A 25,391-nucleotide genomic window follows, 5' to 3' on the forward strand; every position below is an offset into this window, starting at 1 on the left:
GCCCGCCCCCCCCCCCCCCCCCCCCCCCCCCCCCCCCCCCCCCCCCCCGCTGCGGGTCGCGAGTTCACCCATACGGGTCATCAGATAGTGAGCACGGTCTTCGCCTTCTTTGTCGAGAACCGATTCCAGGGCGTCCAGCCATTCCTGGGTTTCGACGGGATCGAGGTCTTGCATGGCTTGCTCCAGGGCGGAAAGGCTTCCAGAATCGGTTGCCTGAGTTTGCGACTGGCCTTGTGGGCAGACGATTTAAAATTCTTGGATTGCCGACAGGTTGTTCCGGCGGCGTGTAGTTTTACTACAAATCTTCCGGCATTTCAGCCTTTCGGATGTATAGACGAGTAGTAAAACTACAGATGAAAGGCTTGTGGCCTCTGACTGCGTTGTGAGAATAATCGTTAAGGTTGGTCGATTACCATCCAAAAAAGGTGAAAGTTTGATGTTGGCTGCCAAAGAAAAAGAAATATCAGCTATTTCTAACTTTTGTTCGACAGTCCTTCGCGTAGCGGGTTTTCATCATTCACTACAAGCGGCCATTTCCACGCCGATCAAGGATAGACCATGACCCTGCCCGTGCTTGCCGAACTGCCCGCCATTCTCCTGCCGTTGGTCAGCCGATCCGAGCAGTCGTTCCGTACGGCCGTCGCTTCGCTGGAAGACGATCACGGCTTCTCGACCTGGACGCCGGAGCGCTGGGCGCAATTCGCCCGCGTCACCGCGGCCAGCGAGTTCGTCATTGAACAGAGCGTTCGTGACCCTTTGATGTTGCTGTCGCTGGTGCAATCCGGCGAACTCGACCGCTCCTATGCCCCCGGTGAACTGTGTGCGCAGATTGCCACTGCCGTAAATGCTGCGCAGACCGAAGATGAACTTGGGCGCGTATTGCGCCGTCAGCGTGCGCGCCATCAGGTGCGGATCATCTGGCGTGACCTGACCCGGCAGGCCAGCCTGGTGCAGACCTGTCGCGACCTCTCGGACATGGCCGACGCCAGCATCGACCAAGCATATCAATGGCTGTACAGCCGCCATTGCCAGCAATTTGGCACGCCGACCGGGCGTCGCAGCGGCGAGCCGCAGCAAATGGTCATCCTCGGCATGGGCAAGCTCGGCGCGGTCGAGCTTAACCTGTCCTCGGACATCGACCTGATCTTCGCCTACCCCGAGGGCGGCGAAACCGTCGGCGTGAAGCGCGCGCTGGATAACCAGGAATTTTTCATCCGCCTCGGTCAGCGTCTGATCAAGGCCCTCGATCCGATGACTGTCGATGGCTTCGTGTTCCGTGTCGACATGCGCCTGCGCCCTTACGGTTCGTCCGGCGCGCTGGTGCTGAGCTTCAATGCACTGGAGCAGTATTACCAGGATCAGGGCCGCGACTGGGAACGCTACGCGATGATCAAGGCGCGGGTGGTGGCCGGTGATCAAGTGGCCGGTGAGCAGTTGCTCGACATGCTGCGGCCGTTCGTTTACCGGCGTTATCTGGACTTCTCGGCGATCGAAGCACTGCGCACCATGAAGCAGTTGATTCAGCAGGAAGTGCGGCGCAAAGGCATGGCCGACAACATCAAACTGGGCTCGGGTGGCATCCGCGAGGTCGAGTTCATCGCCCAGGCCTTTCAACTGATTCACGGTGGCCGCGATCTGAGTCTGCAACAGCGCCCTCTATTAAAGGTGCTGAGCACGCTGGAAGGGCAGGGGTACTTGCCGCCAGCGGTGATCAGCGAGTTGCGCGAAGGTTACGAATTCTTGCGTTACACCGAACACGCGATTCAGGCGATTGCCGACCGCCAGACCCAGATGCTGCCGGACGGCGCTCAGGATCAGGCGCGAATTGCTTTCATGCTCGGGTTTGCTGACTGGGCGTCTTTCCACGAAAAACTGATGTTCTGGCGCGGCCGCGTGGCCTGGCACTTTGCGCAGGTGATCGCCGATCCCGATGAGGAAGAGGGCGCCGAAAGCGAAGTGGTGGTGGGCGGTGAATGGCTGCCGCTGTGGGAAGAGGCGCAGGACGAAGAGGCGGCGTGCCGTCAGTTGCAAGAGGGTGGGTTTGGCGATGCGAGCAAAGCGCTGAAGGCACTGGCGAGTCTGCGCGGCAGTCCGCAATTGCGCGCGATGCAGCGATTGGGGCGTGAGCGTCTCGATGCGTTTATCCCGCGTTTGCTTGCCCAAGCGGTCGAGCATGACAACCCGGATCTGGTACTTGAACGTGTGCTGCCACTGGTGGAGGCCGTTGCCCGGCGCTCGGCTTATTTAGTATTGCTGACCGAAAACCCCGGTGCGCTGCGCCGTTTGCTGACGCTGTGTGCGGCGAGCCCGTGGATTGCCGAGCAGATCACCCGCTTCCCGCTGCTGCTCGACGAGTTGCTCAACGAAGGTCGACTGTTCAAGCCGCCGCTGGCGCCGGAATTGGCCGCTGAGTTGCGCGAGCGTCTGACGCGCATTCCCGAAGACGACCTAGAGCAACAAATGGAAGCCCTGCGCCACTTCAAACTGGCGCACCGCTTGCGCGTCGCGGCTTCGGAAATCGCCGGCAGTTTGCCGCTGATGAAAGTCAGCGATTACCTGACCTGGTTGGCCGAGGCCATTCTTGAACAAGTGCTGGCCCTGGCCTGGCGTCAAACGATCGCCAAATACGGCACGCCGCTGCGCACCGACGGCACCTTGTGTGATCCCGGCTTCATCATTGTCGGTTATGGCAAAGTCGGCGGTCTGGAGTTGGGGCATGGTTCCGATCTGGATCTGGTGTTCATCCATGACGGCGATCCGCAGGCGGAAACCGATGGCCCGAAACCGATCGATGGGGCGCAGTTCTTCACCCGGCTCGGCCAGCGGATCATTCACTTGCTGACGGCGCAGACCAACTCCGGCCAGCTCTATGAAGTGGATATGCGTCTGCGTCCGTCCGGTGCGTCCGGGCTGTTGGTCAGTTCGCTCGGCGCGTTTGCCCGCTATCAGGAAAATGAAGCATGGACGTGGGAGCATCAGGCTTTGGTGCGCGCTCGGGTGTTGGTCGGCAGCCAGGATGTCGGTCAGGCCTTCGAGAAAGTCCGCGCTCAAGTGTTGGGCAAAGCGCGGGATCTGGCGAAGCTGCAACAGGAAGTCAGCGAAATGCGTGCGAAGATGCGCGACAACCTCGGCAGCAAGAGCACCGCGGCCGGTACGGCGGCAAATGCCTTCGAGGCCACGGCGCCGTTCGACCTCAAGCAGGACGCCGGAGGTATCGTCGATATTGAATTTATGGTGCAATACGCGGCCCTGGCGTGGTCGCAAAGCCATCCGCCATTGCTGCGCTGGACCGATAACATCCGCATTCTGGAAGAGCTGGAGCACGAAGGGCTGATGCCTGCCGAAGAGGCCAGCCTGTTGCGTGAGGCGTATAAAGCCTACCGCTCCGCCGCCCACCGGCAGGCGTTGCAGAAGGATGCCGGGGTGATCCCGGGTGACCAGTTTGCCGATGAGCGTCGGCAGGTAGTGCGGATCTGGCGCGAGTTGGGGCTAAGCTGAAGTGCGCCAATGAAGGTAATGAGATTCAGAAGTGGGAGCGAGCCCGCTCCCACAGTGATCTGCGGTGAGTCGCAGATATGTGAACAGATGCAAAACCCTGTAGGAGCGAGCCTGCTCGCGATCGTGGAGTGACACTCGACAGTCATGTTGAAGGTAATGACCCATCGCAAGCAGCCTGTGTTCCCACCGTGATTATCGAGGCGGGGAGGCGTAATGCCTCCCCGGTTCGTTTTTGGAAACCACATGAATATTCTGATCGTTGGGCCCAGTTGGGTCGGTGACATGGTGATGGCACAGACACTGTTTCAGTGTCTCAAACAGCGCCATCCGCAATGCGAAATCGACGTCCTGGCCCCTGAGTGGAGCCGGCCGATCCTTGAACGCATGCCCGAAGTGCGCAAGGCCTTGAGCTTCCCGCTCGGCCACGGCGCGCTGGAATTGGCGACGCGTCGGCGCATCGGCAAATCCCTGGCCGGTCAGTACGATCAGGCGATCCTGTTGCCCAACTCGCTGAAGTCGGCACTGGTGCCGTTTTTTGCCGGCATCAAGACACGTACCGGTTGGCGCGGCGAGTTCCGCTACGGCCTGCTCAACGACGTGCGCACTCTCGACAAAGAGCGTTATCCGCTGATGATCGAGCGCTTCATGGCTCTGGCCTATGACGCGAACGCCGAGCTGCCAAAACCTTATCCGCGTCCGAGCCTGCAAATCGATCCGGTGAGCCGCGAAGCGGCACTGGCCAAATTCGGCCTGACCCTCGATCGCCCGGTGTTGGCCTTGTGCCCCGGTGCCGAGTTCGGCGAGTCCAAACGCTGGCCGTCGGAGCATTACGCCAAGGTCGCCGAAGCGCGTATTCGTGAGGGCTGGCAGGTGTGGCTGTTCGGTTCGAAGAACGATCATGCGGTGGGCGAAGACATTCGCGCGCGGCTGATTCCCGGTTTGCGTGAAGAGTCGGTGAACCTCAGTGGCGACACGTCCTTGGCTGAGGCTATCGATTTGATGTCCTGCGCCGATTCGGTGGTGTCCAACGACTCCGGTCTGATGCACGTCGCCGCCGCGCTGAACCGGCCATTGGTGGCGGTCTACGGTTCGACTTCGCCAGGCTTTACCCCGCCGCTGGCCGAGCATGTCGAAATCGTCCGTCTGGGCCTTGAATGCAGTCCGTGCTTCGACCGTACTTGCCGGTTTGGCCATTACAACTGCCTGCGCCAATTGATGCCGGACGCGGTCAACGATGCCTTGCAGAAGCTGCACGGCTCTGTGGTCGAGGTTCATTAAGTTGCGGGTACTGCTGATCAAGACTTCTTCGCTGGGCGACGTGATTCACGCGTTGCCAGCGCTGACCGACGCGGCTCGGGCCATTCCCGGGATCAAGTTCGACTGGGTGGTGGAAGAAGGCTTCGCCGAGATTCCGACCTGGCACCCGGCCGTTGGCAAGGTGATTCCGGTGGCGATCCGCCGCTGGCGCAAAAACCTCTGGCAGACCCTCAAGAGCGGCGAGTGGAAACGCTTCAAGCAAAGCGTGCGCGCGAGCAAGTACGACTTGGTGATCGACGCCCAGGGCCTGCTGAAAAGCGCCTGGCTGACCCGCTACGTCAAGGCCCCTGTGGCCGGTCTCGATAAAGGTTCAGCGCGTGAGCCGATCGCGGCGCGTTTTTATGATCGAAAGCTCGCCGTGGCGCGGGGGCAGCACGCCGTTGAGCGGGTGCGGCAGTTGTTTGCCATCGCCCTCGGTTATGACCTGCCCAAGGGTCTGGGCGATTACGGCCTGAGTGTCGAGCGACTGGTGGAGTTGCCGCGCAAGAGTGCTTTCGTGGTGTTCCTCCATGGCACGACGTGGGACACCAAACACTGGCCGGAAGCCTATTGGCGTGAGCTGACCGAACGTGTCGGTTACCTCGGCGTCGGCGTGAAGCTGCCGTGGGGCAATCCGCTGGAGAAGGCCCGTGCCGAGCGCATCGCGGCGGGCTTCAAACACGCCGAAGTCTTGCCGAAGCTGAACCTGGCCGGTGTCGGCAAAGTGTTGGCCGGCGCCCAAGCCTGCGTGGCAGTGGACACCGGGCTCGGCCATTTGGCCGCGGCGCTGGATGTTCCAACGATTTCGCTGTTCGGCCCGACCAATCCGGGCCTGACTGGCGCCTACGGCAAAGTGCAGATTCACTTGGCCAGCGACTTTTCGTGCGCGCCGTGCCTGCAAAAGAAATGTACCTACCAACCGACTGCGCAGGATGCCCGTCAGTTTGACCTGAAACGCGAGCAGCCTCTGTGCTTCACGCGTGTGAATCCTGAGCGTGTCGCCAGCCGACTGAGCACGTTGTTAATGGCTGAGGAGCTGCGCTGATGCAATTGGCATTTGTCCTGTACAAATATTTTCCGTTCGGTGGCTTGCAGCGCGACTTCATGCGCATCGCCCTCGAATGCCAGCAGCGCGGCCACCAGATTCGCGTCTACACCCTGATCTGGGAAGGCGATGTACCGCCCGGTTTCGAAGTGCTGGTGGCGCCGGTCAAGGCGTTCTTCAACCATCGGCGCAACGAAAAGCTCACCGCGTGGATGGAGGCCGATCTGGCCAGGCGGCCGGTGGATCGCCTGATCGGCTTCAACAAAATGCCGGGTCTGGACGTTTACTACGCCGCTGACGGCTGTTTCGAAGACAAGGCGCAGAACCTGCGCAACTCGTTGTATCGCCGCTGGGGCCGCTATCGCCACTTCGCCGAGTACGAGCGTGCGGTGTTCGCCAAAGACGCGAAGACGCAAGTGCTGATGATTTCCGAAGTCCAGCAACCGTTGTTCATCAAGCATTACGACACGCCGATCGAACGCTTCCATCTGCTGCCGCCGGGCATTGCCCAGGATCGTCGGCGCCCGGCGGATGCCGGTGAGATTCGCGCCGGGTTCCGCGCTGAATTCAACCTCAAGGACGACGATCTGCTGCTGGTGCAGATCGGCTCCGGGTTCAAGACCAAGGGCGTGGATCGCAGCCTCAAGGCGCTGGCCGCGTTGCCCGCTGAGCTGAAGAAACGCACCCGGCTGTTTGTAATCGGCCAGGATGACCCCAAATTGTTCCAGATGCAGAGTGCAACTTTGGGCCTGGGCGACAACGTGACGTTTCTCAAGGGCCGCAGCGATATCCCGCGGTTTCTGCTTGGCGCCGATCTGTTGATCCATCCGGCGTACAACGAAAATACCGGCACAGTGCTGCTTGAAGCGCTCGTCGCCGGTTTGCCGGTGCTGGTCAGTGCGGTCTGCGGTTACGCCCATTACATCGCTGAGGCGGATGCCGGGCGGGTGCTGGACGAGCCGTTCGATCAGGCGCAACTGACCCGGTATTTGACAGACATGTTGACCGATGACTCTGCGCGCGCGGCCTGGAGCCGCAACGGTGTGGCCTTCGCCGAGACGGCTGACCTCTACAGCATGCCGCAGCACGCGGCCGATGTGATTCTGGCGGAGCACGCTTAAATGAAGTTGATGCTGGCTGAACCGTTCAAGAGCCTCTGGGCTGGACGCGACCCGTTCACTGAAGTCGAAGGCTTGCAGGGCGAGGTTTACCGCGAGCTCGAAGCGCGCCGGACATTACGCACGGAAGTCGACGGCAACGGATTTTTCGTCAAAATCCACCGCGGCATCGGCTGGGGCGAGATCTTCAAGAACCTGCTGACTGCCAAGCTGCCGGTGCTCGGCGCGGGTCAGGAGTGGAAGGCCATCCAGCGTTTGCAGGAAGTCGGTGTGCCGACCATGACCGCCGTTGCCTACGGCGAGAAGGGCAGCAACCCGGCCGATCAGCATTCGTTTATCGTCACCGAAGAGCTGGCGCCGACTATCAGTCTGGAAGACTTCAGCATCGACTGGGTCAAGCAGCCACCGCAGCCTAAACTCAAGCAGGCGCTGATCGCCGAGGTGGCGCGGATGACCGGCATGATGCACCGCGCCGGCGTCAATCACCGCGACTGCTACATCTGCCACTTCCTGCTGCACACCGACAAACCGGTGACGGCCGAGGACTTCAAGCTCTCGGTGATCGACCTGCACCGGGCCCAGACCCGCGCGGTCATCACCCAGCGCTGGCGCAACAAGGACCTGGCGGCGCTGTACTTTTCCGCGCTGGACATCGGCCTGACTCGCCGCGACAAACTGCGCTTCCTCAAAGGCTACTTCCAGCAACCGCTGCGCCAGATTCTGGCTGAAGAAGCGCCGTTGCTGAGCTGGCTGGAAGGCAAGGCCAACAAACTCTACGAGCGTAAGCAGCGTTACGGGGATGCGCTCTGATGGCGGGTTGGACTCTTGAACCGCAATACAGTGATCTCGCCGAAGATTTCGGCAGCCTCCAAGCTGTCTTTGCCCTGCAAGGCGAGCGTCTGACCCGCGACCCGCTGTCCGAGGTCATTCGCGTACAGCGCAATGGCGTCAACTATTACGTCAAGCGCTACGTCGGCGCCGGTAAAGGCTTGCGCCGTTATCTTGGCAAGCCGCGGGTGAAGATGGAGTGGCAGAATCTCAAGCGTTTCGCCAAGTGGGACATTCCCACTGCCGAAGTGGTGGCTTGGGGGCTGGAGCGCCGTGGCGCGGCGTACGATCGAGGGGCGATGATCACTCGCGAGCTGCCCAACACTGAAGACCTCTCGGCACTCGCCGAGCGCAAGGACCCGAAACTCAAGGATCGTGCCTGGGTCGATGGTGTCAGCCGGCAGTTGGCCGCTTATACCCGCACGATGCACGATCACCGCTTTACCCATAACGATCTGAAATGGCGCAACCTGTTGATTGATGACCAGGCGCGGATATTTCTGATCGATTGCCCCAATGGCGAGTTCTGGCGCGGCTTCTGGCTCAAATATCGGATCACCAAGGATCTGGCCTGTCTCGACAAACTCGCCAAATATCACCTGTCCAATACCCAACGCCTGCGCTTCTATAAGCAATATCGCCAGTGCGACCGGCTGAATGCGGCCGATAAGAAACGGATTCGGCACGTGGTGAGATTTTTCGAGGGACGTGAATGACTGATTTTCTGGCCGAAGAAGACCGCGCGCTGCTTGAACGCCATGGTCTGGGCACTTTTGACGCTCTGTGGGCCAAGCAACTGGAAGCGGTGGATGAGCCGAATACGGCCCGTGGCGGCTGGAGCAGCGTCTTCCGTATGGACCTGGAAGGGCAGGGTTACTACCTCAAGCGCCAGAGCAATTATCTGACGCGCACCCTGCATGCGCCCTTCGGCGAGCCAAGCTTTGCCCGCGAGTTCCGTAATATCAGCCGATATCGCAAGCTGGGCATTCCCGCGTTGCAGGCGGCTTTTTTCGGTGAGCGCAAAGTCGATGGCGAAGTCCGGGCGATCCTGTTGACGCGCGCGCTGGACGGCTGGAACGATCTGGAATCGCTGCTCGCGAGCTGGGCAGATCTTAGCGCCGCTCAGCACTCGGCCATCCTCAAGGCCTGCGGGCTGCTGGCTCGGCATCTGCACGGCGTACGACAGGTGCATGGCTGCTTCTACCCCAAACACATTTTTCTGCGGGCCACCGGTGACGGGTATCAGGCGCAACTGATCGACCTGGAGAAAACCCGGCCGTTGTTGTTCGGCATGCGTGACCGGATCAAGGATCTGGAGCCCCTGCAACGTCGCGCTACGGCGTGGGGCGAGCCGCAACTGCGTGAATTGCTGGCGGCATATCTCGATCAACCGACCACCAGTGCGCTGCTCGATCATTGGCTCGTTCGCCTGACCGCGCGCCGCAGCCACAAGGAGACTCGCTGATGCAATTGTCCGAGCTGGCCGCTGCCGGACGAACCCCGCAACTGCCACTGACGGTGACCCTGGCCGATGCGGCCGGTGTTGCGGATTTGCAGTTGCTGAGTCTGCTGCGGGTCTTGCCGGGGCAGCGCTACGTCGGCGCGGGTGTCTGGCGCGGCCGGCCAGTGCTGGCCAAATTGCTGGTCGGCAGCAAGGCATCCCGGCATTTTCAGCGTGAGCTGGACGGCGTGCGCTTGCTGGCCGCGCAAGGCATGACCACGCCGTTGCTGTTGGCCGATGGCCTGAAGGACGGTGAGGGGGGCTGGCTGCTGTTCGAATTCCTTGAAGGCGCCGAAAGCCTCGGCGATGCCTGGGCGAAAGTCGAGTCGCTGCCGGTGCTGGCGGATGAACAGTCTGCGGTGTTGGCCGAGGCGCTTGGCACCATTGGCGAGCTGCACGGCAAGGGGCTCTGGCAGGAAGATTTGCATCTGGACAATCTGCTGCGTCACGGCGGTCAGTTGTACTTGATCGACGGTGCCGGGATTTGTGTGGAAACCGCCGGTCAGCCGTTGTCGCGACAAAAGGTTCTGGAAAATCTCGGAGTGTTTTTCGCCCAGTTGCCCAAGGCGCTGGAACCGTTTACCGAAGAACTGTTGGTGTATTACTTGCTGAGCAACAGCGAGCACGCGCTGCCGCTGGAAGCCTTGCAGAAACAGATCGACAAGGTGCGCCGCTGGCGTCTGAAGGATTACCTGATCAAGGTCGGTCGCGAATGCACGCTGTTCAGCGTCCGGCGTGGCGCGTTCGGCTTGCGCGCCATTCGTCGCGAGGAAGAGGCGGCAATGGTGCCGGTGCTTGAGAGCGCCGATGCGTTGCTTGATAAGGGCCATCTCTACAAGACTGGCGGCGCCGCGAGCGTCGGCAAGGTCGAAGTTGGCGCCCGCACGCTGGTGATCAAACGCTACAACATCAAGGGATTTGCCCATTGGCTCAAGCGGTTCTGGCGCCCGAGTCGTGCCTGGCATTCGTGGCGTGAAGGCAATCGCCTGGCGTTTCTCGGTATTGCCACGCCCAAACCGCTGGCGGTGCTGGAGAAGCGCTTTTTGTGGTTACGCAGTCGCGCCTATCTGGTGACCGAGTTCCTGCCCGGGCCGGACATCATCGAGCGCTTTGCGCCTTACGTTGAAAGCGGTGAAGCGCCGGAAGCGGAGTTGCAGGCGCTGGATCAGTTGTTCGCCAGATTGATTGACGAGCGGATCAGCCATGGCGACTTCAAGGGACACAATCTGTTCTGGCAGGATGATCGCTGGGCGCTGATCGATCTGGACTCGATGTGCCAGCATGGATCTGTCGGCAGTTTCGCGCCGGCCTATGCTCGTGACCGTGCGCGATTCATGCGCAACTGGCCCGAAGGCAGCGCGCTGTATCAGATTATTGATCTGCGGTTGCCGAAAGATATTTCCAGCGTGCCCTGAGACAAACCAGCAGTAGAGGACAAGATTCAGCGACTTGTCCTACAGCTTCTCCAGAAGCCATGAACTGTGCCCTGTTCAGTCCAGATGCTAATTTGCCCAACGACCTTGGAGGGCGAATTTTGACCATTAAACAGGCTGCAACGCTGGGTGTGTTTTCATGGATTCTGGCTGGCTGTGGCAGCGCCATGACTGTCCTGCAGGATGATGCCGACGTCGCGCGGGACATGCGCAAGCAAAAAACCTACTGCCAGTCCATTCCACGCATTTACAGTGGGTTGGCCTATGATTTTTGCGTGTTGAACGCACCGCCTGATCCAGGCGGCTATCTTGTCCCGTTCGTGTTGCTGGACTTGCCCTTGTCCGGGGTGTTCGACACCGTTGCGCTGCCTTATACGATTTATCGTCAGTCCACTGAAGGCAATATCGGTATCTACTGGCGCAAGGGCGGTTATTGAGTCTTCAGGCAAGGTTTATCCAAACCATTCGCTGCGGGTCAATTCGCACAGGGTAATTCCCGTCATGTTTACGCTATAATCCCGCCCTTTAGCTGTCTCTCGCCCGGAGTGAGGACACATACATCTTCAAGGCGCATCGCGCCTGAACGCAGACTAAAGAGGCTAGACCCCTGTGGCATTGACGATTCTTGGCCTGTCCGGCGCCCTTAGCCATGACCCTTCAGCAGCCTTGTACATCGACGGCAAGCTGGTGGCGGCGGCTGAAGAAGAGCGCTTCGTACGCGATAAGCATGCAAAGAACCGCATGCCCTACGAATCGGCGAAGTTCTGTCTTGAGCAGGCCGGTATCAAGCCGTCCGACGTTGACGTAGTTGCGATCCCGTTCGCTCCGATCAGCCTGTTCGGCAAGGCGCGCTGGCACTACGCCAAGCGTTACTGGTACGCGCCGGATCGCGCCCTGGATGCGATTCTGATGGGCAACCGCCGCTACAAGCGCTACCGCAACAAGATTGTCTGGTGCCTGGAGCAATTGGGTTTTGATCCGAAAAAGATCAAGATCGAACCAGTCGAGCACCACTTGGCTCACGCCTCCAGCGCCTACCACTGCTCCGGTTTCAAAGAAAAAACCGCGATCCTCGGTATCGACGGCAAGGGCGAGTACGCCACGACTTTCTTCGGTTATGGCGAAAACGGCAAGATCCACAAGATCAAGGAATTCTTCGACCCTGACTCCCTCGGCGGCTTGTATGGCGCGATCACCGAGTTCCTCGGTTTCGAGATGCTCGACGGCGAGTTCAAGGTCATGGGCATGGCACCGTACGGTGACGCCAGCAAATACGATTTCTCGCGCTTGGCTTCGTTCGAAAATGGCGAATTGGTGATCAACACCGACTACGCCAACGTCATCGGCCTGCGTCGCTACAAAGAGAAGGGCAAAGGCTTCTACTTCTCGCCGAAGCTGATCGAATGGCTCGGGCCGAAACGTGAAGGTGACATCGCTGACGAACCTTACATCCACTACGCCGCGAGCATGCAAGCGCTGTTCGAGAAACTGGCGCTGCAGATGATCGACCATTATCTGGGCGATGTGCTCAAGGAAACCGGCAAACTGGCTTTTGCCGGTGGCTGTGCGTTGAACGTCAAGCTGAACCAGAAAATCATTGCTCGTGACGACATCAAAGAGCTGTTCGTACAACCGGCGTCCGGCGATGCCGGCACGGCGGTCGGCGCAGCAGCCTATGTGTCCCATGCCCGTGGCGTTCCGGTCGAGAAGATGGAGCACGTCTACCTCGGCCCGTCTTACAGCAACGAAGACGTGATCGCCGCCTGCGCCCGTCACGAGAGCAAACCGGTCTGGCGCAAGCTCGACAACATGCCCGAGCAGATCGCCAAAATCATGGTTGACGGCAATCCGGTGGCCTGGTTCCAGGGCCGCATGGAATTCGGTCCGCGTGCGCTGGGTGGCCGTTCGATCATTGGCTGCCCGAGCGTCCCCGGTGTCGCCGACCGCATCAATCATCAGATCAAGTTCCGCGAGCGCTGGAGGCCTTTCTGCCCGTCGATGCTCGACACTGTCGCCCCGCAGATGATCAAGATCGATCACCCGGCGCCGTTCATGACCTTCACCTTTGAAGTGGCTGAAGAGTGGAAGACCCGCGTGCCGGAAGTCGTCCACGAAGATGGCACTTCCCGGGCCCAGGTACTCAAGCGCGAATACAACCCGCGCTACTACGACATGATGAAGGCGCTGGAAAGCCTCACTGGAAATGGCGTATCGCTGAACACCTCGCTCAACCGCCGTGGTGAGCCGATGATCTGCTCGCCAACCGACGCGCTGAACATGTTTTTTGGCTCTGATCTGGAATACCTGATCATGGAAGATATTCTGGTAGTCAAAGAAGGCACAAACGCTTATGACACGCTCGGCTGAACGCCATGTGCTGCAGTTCTGTCACGGCTATGACGGGCCGTTCCTCGACTGCGCGCGGCAGTACGCCAGCCTGTTCGCGGGCACAGGCTATCGGGTGACCACGGTCTTTCTGACCGGCGTCGCCGATAGCGAAGTCGCCGCGGCGTGTGCTTCAGATGAAGTGTTGTTCATGGAATACAGTTCCAAGGCTATTCGTGGCCTGAAGCTGGGCGCTATCGGCGATCTGCGAAAGATCGCCGCTTCACGCAACTTCAGTTTCTGTATTGCCCATCGTTTCAAGCCGATTTACATCGCCTTGCTGGGTACTTCGCTGCCGGTGATCGGCGTACACCACGCGTTCGACGATTACAAACGCGGCACGCGCAAGCTGTTCGCGCACATTTTTCGTAAGCGCCTGAGTCTGCTCGGGGTGTCTGATGCGGTGCGTGACGATATGCGCCGATATCTGCCGAAGTGGCCAGCGACGCGGATTCAGACGTTGTACAACCGCATCGACGTGGCTGCATTGCAAGCCTCTCAGATGTCAGTCGGCGAGGCTCGGGAGACACTGGGGCTTGCGGCGGACGCGTTTATCGTCGGCAACGTCGGACGGCTTCACCCGGACAAGGATCAGGCCACGCTGTTGCACGGTTTTGCCGCGGCTTTGCCCGGTCTGCCGGACAACAGCCAGTTGGTGATCCTCGGCGAGGGCCGTCTGGAGCAAGATCTCAAGGCACTGGCTCGCGAGCTGGGTGTTGGCGACCGGGTGATGTTTCTCGGTCAAGTGTCGCAAGCGCGCAATTACTTCCGCGCGTTTGACGTATTTGCCCTGAGTTCTGATCACGAGCCGTTTGGTATGGTGCTGCTGGAGGCGATGGCCGCCGGTGTGCCATTGCTGAGCACAGCGTGTGGTGGGGCAAAGGAAGTGGTTGAAGGCGTGGGCATTCTGTTCCCTATGGGCGACGCCCAACACCTTGCACAAGGCCTGCAACATCTGGCGGGAATGAATGATCAACAGCGTCTTCAGTGCGCCGAGCTGATGCTCGACCGTTTACGTGAGCGCTTCTCCGACAGCGCGGTGTACGACACCTTCTGGCGTTTGCCGCAAGTTACCGATCTGGCACCGAGGGGCTGATGCTCAACCGATTTCAAGGCTGGCGCGAACGTGGCTGGTCGCCCGTTGACGCCTCCACCTATGCAACAGCCTGGCAGCGTTTTGGCGGCAGCGTCGCGACTCACCCGCTGGTGGTTGAGCGTCTGGCCGATCTGGCCGGCATCCCGGTGCGCTATCTGGCGTGGGAGCAGGACGGTGACGTCAAAGCCGCGATCCCGACCTGGGGCCGTGATCTGGCCTTATCCAAGGACGTACTCAAACGCAGCGGGAAAAAAGGCTTGTTCGACCTCGGCAACGCTGAGTTGATCTTGCCGGCTGCCGCTGATGCTCAGGCTCCGCTGCGTCATCGCGCACGCTATCTGTCGGCGCTCAACGAAAACCGTTTCAGCGGTATGAAGTTGCAGACCGAACAACTGGCCATGGCCCGTACGCCCGAAGAACTGTCGAAGAAATTTCGCTACAACCAGCGCCGCGAATTGCGTCTGCTGGAAGAGGCGGGCGGGGTGGTGCGTCCGGTCGGCGAGTTTTCCAGTGCCGAGTTGGCGGCGATCTACTGCGATCTGTTTCAGCGTCGCTGGGGCTTTCCGGCCACCGGTGCGGCGCGCATGGCGCAGGTCATCGAGCTGTTGCGCGATCTGTTGATCGGCTCGGTGATCTTCCTCAACGACGCGCCGATTGCGATTCAACTGGTCTATCGCGTTGAAGCGCCGCAATGGATCAGTGTTGAGTACGTCAATGGTGGCGTTGATCCAGAGACCCGTGAATTCAGTCCCGGCAGCGTACTGAGCTTCCTCAATACGCAAAGCGCCTGGGAGCATGCGCGGGCGCTGGACAAGCCGATGCGTTTTTCCTTCGGTCGTGCCGACCGTGAGTATAAGGATCGGTGGTGCAATCCTGTGCCGGTGTTCACCGTATGAGCCAGCTCATGAGCCGTAAACAGCAATTGCTCAAACGCCACCGGCGCAACAAGCGTATCGCTCTGCTGGTGGCGCTGATCGTAATGATCTCAGTCGGCGTGCTGGTTGCTTGGTGGCTGCCATTGTTGCTCGCGGTGCTCGGCTGGATCGCCCATGAGGCCTGGTTTGCCGATCATCTGTTCTATTCGCCGAAAGACGATTACCAGTACAGCTTTCCACCATTCACACCACAACCGAAGGTTCACTTGAACGGCGAACAGTTGCGTTTGGATGACGGCGTGATGCTGGTGGATGATGCCACGTTGATTCTGCAGGTGCGGGTCAAAAGCACTTGGCTGGGACGTTTCCTTGACCCTCGGATCGAGTTGGTTGGTGGCCCTCACCCTGATTCGCAAACCTTCGAGCGTGGCGTCAGCGGCCAGCGTTATCTGAACCTCAGTGGTCATGCACACACCCTTTCGCAGGGTCGGCTGCGCTTGCGGGGGCGTTTCTGCCGGGTGGCCGGCAAGGCGGTCCTGTGGGTGCTGGAGCAACCGGATTATCGTCGTCAGCGCGTGATGGTGATCGCGCCGCATGCGGACGACGCTGAATTGGCGGCCTACGGTTTGTATAGTCAGGCCGACGAAGCCTGGATTGTCACCCTGACGGCTGGTGAGATCGAAGCCGAACATTATCAGCAGATGGGCATGAACAAGGTCGAGGCTGCCAGGCTCAAGGGCCGTCTGCGCGCCTGGGACAGTCTGGCCGTGCCGCGTTGGGCCGGTGTGCCGCAGGAGCACTGCGTGCAGCTCGGCTATTTCTGTCTGCAACTGGCAGCGATGCAAGCCGCGCCGAATCAGTCCGTGGGCTCGCGTGAAGCCGATCTGAATGACACGCGACTGTTTCGTCAGTTGAACCCGTTCACCTTGCCCGGTGATGCTGACGGTGCGCCGACCTGGAACAATCTGCTGGCGGACCTGCGTGAGGTACTGTTGCGCGCACGCCCGGATGTGATCGTGCTGCCGCACCCGACGCTGGATCCGCATCCCGACCACATCTGCGCCCAGCAAGCCGTGGTTGAAGCCTTGAGCCATCTTGACTGGCAACCGACGCTGCTCGGTTACGCCAACCATCTGCACGACAACGACCGTTGGCCGATGGGCGACACAGGGCAGGGAATTGCGCTGCCGCCGGCCTTCGATCCGGCCGTTCCGATGCAGCCACTGTGTCTGCCTCTGTCCATAGAGCAACAACGCGACAAGGCGATGGCGCTCGGCATGATGCATGACTTGCAACCGCCGGCATCACTCAAGCGTCGCCTGCGACGATTGATTCAGTGGCAGTTGGCCAGTAGAGTGCCGTCGGTCTACGGCGAGAATGAATTTTTCAGGAAAGCGGTCAGGCGTCAGGAGTTGTTCTGGCTTCTCAGGCGTGGTGACACTCCTGTTAAGCCGCGTTAATGACATTCGCAGACTGGACTTGCCATGTTCGAAATTGTTGGTGATTTATCGTGATTGATCCATGCCCGCGGATTCTTTTTCTGATTCCGTATTTCGGTCAGTGGCCTTTCTGGATGCCGTTTTTCCTTGAGAGTTGCCGGCGTAATGCCGATATCGACTGGCTGCTTTTCAGTGACTGCGGTACGCCACAGGATCTGCCGCCCAATGTCACAATCAAGTCCATGACGTTCCATGAATATTGTGCCCTTGTGTCCCAACGACTGGGGCTCGACTTTGCTCCGAAGGCCGCATACAAGCTCTGCGATATCAAACCTGCGCTGGGGTACATTCATGCTGATTGCCTCGACGGATATGATTTTTGGGCGTTTGGCGATATAGACCTGGTCTATGGTGACCTGCGCAGTTATTTCACTGCGGATCGGCTGGCTAGCTATGACTTGTTTTCGACTCATGAGCGCCGGGTAGCTGGGCATTTGTGTCTGATGCGCAACACTGCGCGCAAGCGCGAACTGTTCATGAAAATCAAGGACTGGCGGCAACGGTTTACTGATCAGACACATCATGCGTTGGACGAAGGCGCATTCAGCCGCATCTTTCTCTGGCGCAAAAATTTTCCTGAACCGTTGTTCACGCTAGTGGGCAAGTTCAATCCATGGCGGCGGCGCAGCGAATTCACTGAGGCGTTTAGCACGCCGGGTGGTTGCATCAAGTGGCACGATGGCACGGACGATTTTCCGCAGCAGTGGTTTTGGCGCGATGGCAAATTGATCAATGATCGTGATGGCGATCGTCCGTTTCCGTATTTCCATTTCGTTTGTTGGAAACGCAACGAATGGTCTCGATTGTCTCAGCCGAATCAGGCCGAAATCAGGCGCATTGCCGCCGGTCATGCTTGGATTATCAATGCAACGGGTTTCCACGAGGGGTCTTATGAGTCAACGATCTAAGGTCCTGCAACTGCAGCCTGATTACAACATCAAGGCACATGATTTTGCCGATCTCTCCGAGCAGATCGTCAAAGCCCTGCCGACGGATCGCTATGAAGTGACCGCAGCGTTTCTGCGCGGTAAACCCGCACCCGGCGAACCGGTGAGCCGTTCTGATCATTCGGTGTATTTCGAGTTTTCCGACAAGTCGCTTAAAGGTATGCGTCTGCGGGCGATGTGGCAGTTGTACAAGTTCTGCCGCCGTGAAAAGTTCGATGTGGTGATCTGCAATCGCTTCAAACCGGTGAACATGATGCTGACGCTCAATCGTTGGCTGAAGGTGCCGTTGTGCATTGGCATTTCCCACGGTTTCGGCGAATACGACCGCTTTTATCGACGCCGCCAGACCCAGCGCCTGATCGATCGGCACTGGCGGTTCGTCGGTGTCTCACCGGCAGTCAAACAGTACCTGCTCGATTGCGACTGCGGTTTCACCGACCAGAACACTTACGCCATCACCAATGCAATCGACATCGAACAGGCCGAAGGCTTGCAGCATAGCCGCGAGCGAGCGCGCGAACTATTGGGGATCGACCCGAATGTGCGGCTGATCGGCGCGCTGGGGCGGTTGGTATCGGTCAAGGGCCACACTTATCTGTTGCAGGCTTTCGCGGCGTTGAAGGACAAGTATCCGAATACTCAGTTGGCGATCATTGGTGCCGGCCGCCTGCAGGAGCCGTTGACTGCCGAGATCGAGCAACTGGGTCTGGGTGGTCGTGCGCACTTGCTGGGTTTCAAGGAAAACGCCCTGCAATATGTGCGCGCCTTCGATATCTGGACCATGCCATCGTTAGCCGAAGGTCTGGGCCTGGCACTACTCGAAGGCATGAGCGGTCACTTGCCGGTGATTGCTTCGAACGTACCGGCCATGTTGCCGTTGATCGAAGGTGCCGGTGGCCTGGCGACCATGCCCAAGGACGTACCGAGCCTGGTCGCGGCGCTCGATACCTACCTCGCACTGTCGGATGACGAACTCAAGGCCAAGGGCGAGCAGGCCTACCGTTATCTGCAGGAGCAACACGACATTGAGGTGTTCCGTCAGGCGTACCTGGACCTGATCGACTCCGGCCTGGAACAGGCCCGCAAGGAGCAGCAGCCGTGAGCGAAGGACAAACCATGCGCGAAGAACAAACTGCAAGCGACCGGCAAACACTCGTCACCGTCATCATTGCCTCTTATAACCACGGTCCATACATTGAGGAGAGCATCCTCAGCGTCCTTGACCAGACCTACAAAAACATCGAATTGCTGGTGATCGATGACGGCTCGAAGGACGACAGCGTCGAGCGAATCACTGCGTTACAGGCGCAGCACGGATTCGATTTTCGCGTGCAGCAGAATCAGGGGCTGACCAATACGCTCAATGGTGCCATCGCGCGTGCCAAGGGTAGCCTGATCGTGCCGTTCGGTTCAGACGACATCATGTACCCTGATCGTATTGCCATCCAGGTGGCCTACATGGACGGTAAGCCGGAAGTGGGAATTTGCGCCGGTAACATCGAGTTGATCGATGCCGACGGCAACCTCTATCCAGAGAAGCGCCAGCGCCGGGATGTGCCATTCCGGCGCCTGGACTTCGATGACATGTTCCTTGAGCGCAAGCCGTACCCACCGGCCCCGACCCTGATGATCCGTCGCGAGGCGCTGGAAGCGGTCGGTGGTTTTGATCCGACGATTCGTCTGGAGGACTTGTTGATCGAGTTGAAGGTGACCCGGGCCGGCTACTTTATCGATGGCCTGAGCGTCGTCATGGCGCGCTACCGCAAGCACGCCACCAATTCGTACAAGAACCATCGCTTCATGATCGAAAACATCCTGCGCACTTACGCGTTGTTCAGTGATCACCCGCTGTACGACGAAGTGCGCTACAGATTTCTCAGTTCCATGTTCCTCAAAGCGTCCAACCGCGATCGCAAGCTGGCCAGGGAACTGCTGGCGCAGATTCCATTCAAGGCATGGAACAAGAAGACCTGGCGCGGATTGGCGCGGATGTATCTTTCCCCGCTGGAAAAAGACTGAGTCACAAGCCGCTCGCGATCATTGAGCGGCTTCGTTGGCATGGCAAGTTGATCGTGAATCCGGCGAACCGGCTTCGTCCTCAATGCTCGCCTGTTGGCCCATTGCTTGCCAGCACTTGCTTTTGCAATTTATCCACTGCGGATGGCGACGCCATCGTGGCATATCCCTGTAGCAGCGCATCGAGGTGATCCTCGAACAGCCAGCGTTTGTCTACGGTGTAGCGCTGCATATGGCGCAAATTGCGCTGGCGCAGCGAGTTGCTCAATGCTGAAGGGTAGATGCACAGATCCGCCAGGTCGATCAGCCCGAACTCGCCATCCTCCAGCACAAGTACGTTGCCCAAGTGCAATGAGCGGAAATACACACCTTTTTCATGCAATTGCGCCATGAACTTGCCGAAGCGTTCCACCAGGGCCTGGCGGACAGCGGGAGCGGTGATGCTCTGCAATACCTGGCGCAGCGTGTGCCCTGGCAATGGCGCATAGTGCACGGCACTGCTGCCGTCGTCGAGGCGATACAGGTTCAGGATTTGTGGTGTGGGAATGCCCATCAGGCGCAGTTGTTCGCTGTTGACGGCGAAGCGTTCGGAGTACGGGTTGAAACTGCCAGAGGTGTACCAGCGACGACGGCGGAACAGCTTGAGGAAGCTGCCGTCGCTCAGGCACAGGACTTTGGGGCCAAGACCGTCTTCTTCAACTATTTGAGCGTCGCTGCTCAGTTGCTGAAAGTTGGCCGCTGCCAGTTTTTGAACCGGTATTGTCAGTAGACGACGTGCGCGCTGATTGATACTCAGCGCAGCGATCAGTGCCAATGGTATCCACAGCAGAAACCAGTGTTCCTTGGGGCGTGAGATGATCCCTCCACCCTCTGTCAGCCCGGCACCGATGCCGAACACCAGCCAGGTCGAAGCGATGATAAACAACGGTTGCACACGCAAGCGCCAACTGCTCAGCAGTCCCCACGCCTGGAAGAACAGCCATGGCAGCAAACCGAATATCCCTACGTAATAGAGAACACCCAGCACAAAACTGTGCGGTTCCTCGAAGTTCACCCCAAGGCCGGGGTCGACGCTGAGGCTTGCGCTGTAGCCATGGCCGATCCATGGATGCTCGGCCACCTTAAGCAGGACCTGCCGCCAGATTTCCAGCCGGTATGAATCGCCACGCTCGATGATCATTTGCGAAAACACTGTCAGCACGGCAGCGCCACTGAGAAACAGTGCCGCTAACAGCCCCAGTGAGCGCCGATTCCAGCAGATCAAGCACAGCCACAAAGCGGCCAGCGTCAGAGCGACCAGAGGGGTTCTGGAGCCGGTGCCGATTACGGCGATAAACATGATCGCCATCGCCGGCACGCTGAGCCACATCATCTGGCGGCGCTTGCAGGTCATGGTCACACTCAGCCAGTAGGCGCTGAAAAAACCGAAGAGATGCGAACTGAGCAGTGGATTGTCGAACGCCCCACCCCCGATCAGGCGCATGCCCGGTTCATACACTCGTGCAAACGTGAACAGAAAGAAAGTCGTGGCAATCAGTGCGACCAATGCGGCGGTGAACAGCAAGGGTTGCAGGATGTCGCTGCGATAGCGCACCAACAGATAGCAACCGACAAACAGCAGCAGTGTATGCAATGGCGGTTTGAGCTTCCCGTCGAAGGGTTCACCAGACGGTCCCCAGGCAAGACTGAGCAAGGCCCAGGCAACGAACACGATGGCTGCGATGAAAATCGGTTCGCCCAGCAGCGCCCTGAGTTCACGGGGGCGCAGGCACAGCGCAATCAGCGCCGGAATGCTGAACAGCCCGTAATACAGTTTGTGAAGCTGACTTCGGCCCGGCAAAAAGAAAAATGCACAGAGGAGCAAGAAATAGCCGGTTGGAAGAATCCACCGGCTAATGAAATCGAAAACTCGATTGGACGTACTGCTGAAGCCGCGAAGTTGCATGCTGTGAGATTCAATCCTGAAGTTGATCGGCCATTCGGGTGATGGCTATTTGATGCTGAAAAAGATGCCTAACAATAACAGCCTTTCACCGATTGCCAGAACCCTTGAGAAGCTGTGCTAAAGTCTGCGTCCTTTTTATCGACTTTCGCGTGATATGACCGACTCCAGTCTCGCCGCAAGCCCTTCGAGCTTGAAAATCTACTTCCGCCTGCTCGGCTACGTCAGGCCGTACATCAGTTTGTTCCTGATCAGCATTGTCGGTTTTTTGATTTTCGCTTCGACGCAGCCGATGCTTGGCTACATCCTCAAGTATTTTGTTGACGGCCTGTCGAACCCTGAAGCGGTGCTGTTCCCCTCCGTGCCCTACCTGCGTGACCTGCAACTGCTGCAGGCCGTGCCGCTGCTGATCATCCTGATTGCTGCGTGGCAGGGGCTGGGTTCTTATCTGGGTAACTATTTTCTGGCCAAGGTATCCCTCGGCCTGGTGCATGACTTGCGGGTGCAACTGTTCAATAACCTGCTGGTCCTGCCCAACCGCTATTTCGACAAGCATAACTCCGGTCATCTGATTTCGCGCATTACCTTCAACGTGACCATGGTCACAGGGGCGGCGACAGATGCGATCAAGGTCGTAATCCGTGAAGGCATGACAGTGATCTTCCTGTTTGTCTCCTTGATGTTCATGAACTGGAAGCTGACGTTGGTCATGGTCGCGATCCTGCCGCTCATCGCTCTGATGGTGCGCACCGCGAGCAAAAAATTCCGCAAGCAGAGCAAGAAGATCCAACTGGCCATGGGCGACGTTACCCACGTGGCCTCGGAAACCATTCAGGGCTATCGTGTCGTGCGCAGCTTCGGCGGCGAGGTCTACGAACAGAAACGCTTCTTCAATGCCAGCCAGGGCAACACCGACAAACAACTGCGCATGACCCGCACCGGTGCGATCTACACGCCGTTGCTGCAACTGGTGATCTACAGCGCCATGGCTGTGTTGATGTTCCTGGTGCTGTTCCTGCGCGGTGACGCGTCGGCCGGTGACATGGTCGCCTATATCACTCTGGCCGGCCTGTTGCCCAAGCCCATCCGTCAGTTGTCTGAAGTCAGTTCAACAATTCAGAAAGGTGTGGCCGGTGCCGAAAGCATTTTCGAGCAACTGGACGTCAAGCCTGAAACCGACACCGGTACGGTCGAGCGCGATTCGGTGACCGGTCGTCTTGATGTACGTAACCTGAGCTTTACCTACCCGGACACTGAACGTCAGGTGCTCGATGACATCAGCTTTTCGGTCGAGCCCGGGCAGATGGTGGCGCTTGTCGGCCGTTCGGGCAGCGGCAAGTCAACGCTGGCCAATCTGATTCCGCGCTTCTATCACCACGACAAGGGCGAAATCCTTATCGACGGTGTGGAAGTCGAGCAGTACAAACTGCTTAACCTGCGCCGTCATATCGCCCAAGTGACCCAACACGTGACCTTGTTCAGCGACACCGTGGCCAACAACATCGCTTATGGCGATCTGGTTGGCGCACCGCGTGAAGACATCGAGAAGGCTGCGTGTGACGCCTACGCGATGGACTTCATTTCGCAACTGCCTGAAGGCCTGGACACCCAGGTCGGCGAGAACGGGGTATTGCTTTCCGGTGGCCAGCGCCAGCGTCTGGCGATTGCTCGTGCATTGCTCAAGAACGCACCGTTGCTGATTCTCGATGAGGCCACCTCGGCTCTCGACACGGAATCCGAACGGCACATTCAAGCGGCGCTGGATCAGGTCATGAAGGGCCGCACCACGCTAGTGATTGCTCACCGTTTATCGACCATCGAGAAAGCCGATCTGATTCTGGTCATGGACCAGGGGCGGATCGTCGAGCGCGGTACTCACGATGAACTATTGGCGCAAAACGGTTACTACGCGCGTCTGAACGCCATGGGGCTCGACGCCCCGGCCGAAGACATCGCCTGACTCAGCGTTCCTGTTCGTTCATTGATGTGCCCAAATGCGCGGGCAGCCACGTAGGCGTCGCGGTGTTCAATGGCTGGCGCCCGTCATACGGGTACGAAGATCAATTCCCGGCGCCGATTGCCGTGTTTCCTTGTCGGCCCAAGAGTTCTGTCCCTGCGGAACAAGCGGGGGGGGGGCGGCGGGCGTATCTGCGTGATTACGAACTGCTCGCTTATGGGGGAAGCATTGTATGTACCGCTGCTGTCGAGTGTCGGATCGATACCGAAACTCTCGAGTTGTCCGAGGCAGGCCAGCAATTCGCCGCCCAATTGCTCAAAAAACAAGCAAAGACAATAGCTGTTTCATCCTGTTGCAGCCTGTACACAAGCCTGCGCCAACCCTGTGTTAATATCGCGCCCCTGTTCATTTTGTATGTGGGTTGCTCCATGAAGTTGTCCATGCCGCGATTCGATCAAGCCCCAGTCTTGGTGGTCGGTGATGTCATGCTCGACCGTTACTGGCATGGCGGAACCTCACGGATTTCCCCTGAGGCCCCGGTGCCGGTCGTTAAAGTCGAGCAAATCGAAGATCGTCCGGGCGGTGCCGCCAACGTTGCCTTGAACATTGCCGCGCTGGGTGCGCCGGCGTCCCTGGTCGGTGTGACCGGTGACGACGAAGCCGCCGACAGCCTGAGCAACAGTCTCAAGGGCGTGGGCGTACGTGCCTTGTTCCAGCGCATTGCGCACCAGCCAACCATCGTCAAGCTGCGGGTCATGAGCCGGCACCAGCAACTGCTGCGTATCGACTTCGAAGAACCGTTCGCCACTGACGCACTTGCCCTTGGCTCGCAGGTCGATGACTTGCTTGAAGGCGTCAAAGTGCTGGTGTTGTCCGACTACGGTAAAGGTGCATTGAGAAACCATCAGGCCCTGATCCAGGCAGCACGCGCCAAAAACATCCCGGTGCTGGCCGACCCGAAAGGCAAGGACTTCTCGGTCTATCGTGGTGCCAGCCTGATTACCCCGAACCTCAGTGAATTCGAAGCCATCGTCGGCGGTTGTGTCGATGAGCACGAACTCGTCAGCAAGGGTGCGACGCTGATGCACGACCTGGAACTCGGCGCTTTGCTGGTAACACGGGGCGAGCACGGCATGACGTTGCTACGCCCTGATCAGCCAGCGCTGCACCTGCCTGCCCGGGCCCGTGAGGTATTCGATGTGACCGGTGCCGGTGATACTGTGATTTCCACCCTCGCGGCAGCCATCGCAGCCGGCGAAGATCTGCCCCACGCGGTGGCGCTGGCCAACCTGGCAGCGGGCATTGTCGTTGGCAAACTTGGTACGGCGGCCATCAGCGCCCCGGAATTGCGTCGCGCGATTCAGCGTGAAGAGGGTTCCGAGCGCGGCGTGCTGGGTCTTGAACAGTTGTTGCTCGCAGTGGCCGATGCACGGGCGCATAACGAAAAAATCGTGTTCACCAATGGCTGCTTCGACATTCTGCATGCCGGTCACGTGACCTATCTGGAACAGGCACGGGCCCAAGGCGATCGACTGATCGTCGCAGTCAACGACGATGCTTCGGTCAGTCGCCTGAAGGGGCCGGGTCGCCCGATCAACAGTGTCGACCGGCGCATGGCCGTGCTGGCTGGGCTTGGGGCGGTGGACTGGGTGATCAGCTTCCCTGAAGGCACGCCGGAAAACCTGCTACGCGAAGTCAAACCGGATGTGCTGGTCAAGGGGGGCGATTACGGGATCGACCAAGTGGTCGGCGCGGACATCGTGACGGCTTATGGCGGCACCGTGAAAGTGCTGGGGCTCTTGGAAAACAGCTCGACAACGGCGATTGTCGAAAAAATCCGCAGTCGCTGATCAGATGAATTTTTGCCGTTGTGTACTGCGTGTGAACGGATTTTGCCTTGGGGATCGAGCCGTTTCCGATGATGTTGGCAAGGTTGAGTCCGCTGCGCTTGCCCG

General features: G+C 59.1%; 20 protein-coding genes. 18 read left to right on the forward strand and 2 right to left on the reverse strand.

Annotated features, from left to right (window positions below):
- Window positions 1-174: hypothetical protein (locus ACIOWA_RS17215; protein WP_401160943.1), on the reverse strand; the 174-nt coding region annotated here is incomplete at its 3' end.
- A 384-nt stretch (window positions 175-558) separates the two neighbouring features.
- Between ACIOWA_RS17215 and glnE the strand changes: the two genes are divergently transcribed.
- From glnE to ACIOWA_RS17295, 16 genes are all read left to right on the forward strand, one after another.
- The gene (gene glnE, locus ACIOWA_RS17220; RefSeq protein WP_401160903.1) at window positions 559-3,498 is read left to right on the forward strand and encodes a bifunctional [glutamate--ammonia ligase]-adenylyl-L-tyrosine phosphorylase/[glutamate--ammonia-ligase] adenylyltransferase; all 2,940 of its coding nucleotides are present in this window, start codon (window positions 559-561) and stop codon (window positions 3,496-3,498) included.
- Between the two features lie 243 nt (window positions 3,499-3,741).
- A complete protein-coding gene (gene waaF / locus ACIOWA_RS17225; protein WP_401160905.1) occupies window positions 3,742-4,776 on the forward strand; it encodes a lipopolysaccharide heptosyltransferase II in 1,035 nt (344 codons plus the stop codon).
- Between the two features lies 1 nt (window position 4,777).
- Window positions 4,778-5,839: a lipopolysaccharide heptosyltransferase I gene (waaC, locus tag ACIOWA_RS17230; RefSeq protein ID WP_221731249.1), complete on the forward strand. Its 1,062-nt coding sequence runs from the start codon at window positions 4,778-4,780 to the stop codon at window positions 5,837-5,839.
- Window positions 5,839-6,960, forward strand: a complete 1,122-nt coding sequence (locus tag ACIOWA_RS17235) for a glycosyltransferase family 4 protein (RefSeq protein WP_339495034.1) — start codon at window positions 5,839-5,841, stop codon at window positions 6,958-6,960. Before waaC ends, ACIOWA_RS17235 begins: the two co-directional genes overlap by 1 nt.
- Window positions 6,961-7,767 (forward strand): lipopolysaccharide core heptose(I) kinase RfaP, encoded by an 807-nt coding sequence (gene rfaP / locus ACIOWA_RS17240; protein ID WP_339432271.1) that lies wholly within the window; start codon window positions 6,961-6,963, stop codon window positions 7,765-7,767. It abuts the gene before it with no gap.
- Window positions 7,767-8,501, forward strand: a complete 735-nt coding sequence (locus ACIOWA_RS17245) for a lipopolysaccharide kinase InaA family protein (RefSeq protein WP_339432272.1) — start codon at window positions 7,767-7,769, stop codon at window positions 8,499-8,501. Before rfaP ends, ACIOWA_RS17245 begins: the two co-directional genes overlap by 1 nt.
- Entirely contained in the window at window positions 8,498-9,250 is a 753-nt protein-coding gene (locus tag ACIOWA_RS17250) for a lipopolysaccharide kinase InaA family protein (protein ID WP_339465363.1), read from the forward strand. Before ACIOWA_RS17245 ends, ACIOWA_RS17250 begins: the two co-directional genes overlap by 4 nt.
- Window positions 9,250-10,701, forward strand: coding sequence for a lipopolysaccharide kinase InaA family protein (locus ACIOWA_RS17255; protein ID WP_401160909.1), 1,452 nt, complete (start codon window positions 9,250-9,252; stop codon window positions 10,699-10,701). Before ACIOWA_RS17250 ends, ACIOWA_RS17255 begins: the two co-directional genes overlap by 1 nt.
- 119 nt (window positions 10,702-10,820) lie before the next feature.
- Window positions 10,821-11,156, forward strand: coding sequence for a YceK/YidQ family lipoprotein (locus tag ACIOWA_RS17260; protein WP_401160911.1), 336 nt, complete (start codon window positions 10,821-10,823; stop codon window positions 11,154-11,156).
- 172 nt (window positions 11,157-11,328) lie between these two features.
- Window positions 11,329-13,086, forward strand: coding sequence for a carbamoyltransferase (locus ACIOWA_RS17265; RefSeq protein ID WP_339432276.1), 1,758 nt, complete (start codon window positions 11,329-11,331; stop codon window positions 13,084-13,086).
- Window positions 13,070-14,200 carry a glycosyltransferase gene (locus ACIOWA_RS17270; RefSeq protein ID WP_339432277.1) on the forward strand — a complete coding sequence of 377 codons (1,131 nt, stop codon included), beginning with the start codon at window positions 13,070-13,072 and terminating at the stop codon, window positions 14,198-14,200. Before ACIOWA_RS17265 ends, ACIOWA_RS17270 begins: the two co-directional genes overlap by 17 nt.
- A complete protein-coding gene (locus tag ACIOWA_RS17275) occupies window positions 14,200-15,096 on the forward strand; it encodes an antimicrobial resistance protein Mig-14 (RefSeq protein ID WP_339432278.1) in 897 nt (298 codons plus the stop codon). The genes ACIOWA_RS17270 and ACIOWA_RS17275 overlap by 1 nt, the downstream gene beginning before the upstream one ends.
- Before the next feature lie 8 nt (window positions 15,097-15,104).
- On the forward strand, window positions 15,105-16,535 hold the full coding sequence (locus ACIOWA_RS17280) for a PIG-L family deacetylase (RefSeq protein WP_339432279.1): 1,431 nt from the start codon (window positions 15,105-15,107) through the stop codon (window positions 16,533-16,535).
- A 50-nt stretch (window positions 16,536-16,585) separates the two neighbouring features.
- Window positions 16,586-17,482, forward strand: coding sequence for a DUF6625 family protein (locus tag ACIOWA_RS17285; RefSeq protein WP_401160914.1), 897 nt, complete (start codon window positions 16,586-16,588; stop codon window positions 17,480-17,482).
- Window positions 17,466-18,623: a glycosyltransferase family 4 protein gene (locus tag ACIOWA_RS17290; RefSeq protein WP_339432280.1), complete on the forward strand. Its 1,158-nt coding sequence runs from the start codon at window positions 17,466-17,468 to the stop codon at window positions 18,621-18,623. The genes ACIOWA_RS17285 and ACIOWA_RS17290 overlap by 17 nt, the downstream gene beginning before the upstream one ends.
- 14 nt (window positions 18,624-18,637) lie before the next feature.
- Window positions 18,638-19,540: a glycosyltransferase gene (locus ACIOWA_RS17295; RefSeq protein ID WP_221731335.1), complete on the forward strand. Its 903-nt coding sequence runs from the start codon at window positions 18,638-18,640 to the stop codon at window positions 19,538-19,540.
- A 79-nt stretch (window positions 19,541-19,619) separates the two neighbouring features.
- Here the strand turns inward: ACIOWA_RS17295 and ACIOWA_RS17300 are convergent, their stop codons facing one another.
- The gene (locus ACIOWA_RS17300) at window positions 19,620-21,482 is read right to left on the reverse strand and encodes an O-antigen ligase family protein (RefSeq protein ID WP_401160916.1); all 1,863 of its coding nucleotides are present in this window, start codon (window positions 21,480-21,482) and stop codon (window positions 19,620-19,622) included.
- Between the two features lie 154 nt (window positions 21,483-21,636).
- Between ACIOWA_RS17300 and msbA the strand changes: the two genes are divergently transcribed.
- Entirely contained in the window at window positions 21,637-23,439 is a 1,803-nt protein-coding gene (gene msbA / locus ACIOWA_RS17305) for a lipid A export permease/ATP-binding protein MsbA (RefSeq protein WP_339432283.1), read from the forward strand.
- 425 nt (window positions 23,440-23,864) lie between these two features.
- On the forward strand, window positions 23,865-25,286 hold the full coding sequence (gene hldE / locus ACIOWA_RS17310) for a bifunctional D-glycero-beta-D-manno-heptose-7-phosphate kinase/D-glycero-beta-D-manno-heptose 1-phosphate adenylyltransferase HldE (protein ID WP_401160918.1): 1,422 nt from the start codon (window positions 23,865-23,867) through the stop codon (window positions 25,284-25,286).
- The last annotated feature ends 105 nt before the right edge of the window (window positions 25,287-25,391 follow it).

The sequence above is a fragment of the Pseudomonas sp. NPDC087614 genome (assembly GCF_044743485.1).
Classification (GTDB): domain Bacteria; phylum Pseudomonadota; class Gammaproteobacteria; order Pseudomonadales; family Pseudomonadaceae; genus Aquipseudomonas; species Aquipseudomonas baetica_A.

What these genes read in the sequence shown, in the direction of transcription:
- rfaP (WP_339432271.1), top strand. Translation starts at nt 6,961, where the DNA reads ATGAAGTTGATGCTGGCTGAACCGTTCAAGAGCCTCTGGGCTGGACGC.
- hldE (WP_401160918.1), top strand. Translation starts at nt 23,865, where the DNA reads ATGAAGTTGTCCATGCCGCGATTCGATCAAGCCCCAGTCTTGGTGGTC.
- msbA (WP_339432283.1), top strand. Translation starts at nt 21,637, where the DNA reads ATGACCGACTCCAGTCTCGCCGCAAGCCCTTCGAGCTTGAAAATCTAC.
- ACIOWA_RS17250 (WP_339465363.1), top strand. Translation starts at nt 8,498, where the DNA reads ATGACTGATTTTCTGGCCGAAGAAGACCGCGCGCTGCTTGAACGCCAT.
- ACIOWA_RS17245 (WP_339432272.1), top strand. Translation starts at nt 7,767, where the DNA reads ATGGCGGGTTGGACTCTTGAACCGCAATACAGTGATCTCGCCGAAGAT.
- waaF (WP_401160905.1), top strand. Translation starts at nt 3,742, where the DNA reads ATGAATATTCTGATCGTTGGGCCCAGTTGGGTCGGTGACATGGTGATG.
- ACIOWA_RS17280 (WP_339432279.1), top strand. Translation starts at nt 15,105, where the DNA reads ATGAGCCGTAAACAGCAATTGCTCAAACGCCACCGGCGCAACAAGCGT.
- ACIOWA_RS17255 (WP_401160909.1), top strand. Translation starts at nt 9,250, where the DNA reads ATGCAATTGTCCGAGCTGGCCGCTGCCGGACGAACCCCGCAACTGCCA.
- glnE (WP_401160903.1), top strand. Translation starts at nt 559, where the DNA reads ATGACCCTGCCCGTGCTTGCCGAACTGCCCGCCATTCTCCTGCCGTTG.
- ACIOWA_RS17295 (WP_221731335.1), top strand. Translation starts at nt 18,638, where the DNA reads ATGCGCGAAGAACAAACTGCAAGCGACCGGCAAACACTCGTCACCGTC.
- ACIOWA_RS17300 (WP_401160916.1), bottom strand. Translation starts at nt 21,482, where the DNA reads ATGCAACTTCGCGGCTTCAGCAGTACGTCCAATCGAGTTTTCGATTTC.
- ACIOWA_RS17275 (WP_339432278.1), top strand. Translation starts at nt 14,200, where the DNA reads ATGCTCAACCGATTTCAAGGCTGGCGCGAACGTGGCTGGTCGCCCGTT.
- ACIOWA_RS17270 (WP_339432277.1), top strand. Translation starts at nt 13,070, where the DNA reads ATGACACGCTCGGCTGAACGCCATGTGCTGCAGTTCTGTCACGGCTAT.
- ACIOWA_RS17290 (WP_339432280.1), top strand. Translation starts at nt 17,466, where the DNA reads ATGAGTCAACGATCTAAGGTCCTGCAACTGCAGCCTGATTACAACATC.
- ACIOWA_RS17235 (WP_339495034.1), top strand. Translation starts at nt 5,839, where the DNA reads ATGCAATTGGCATTTGTCCTGTACAAATATTTTCCGTTCGGTGGCTTG.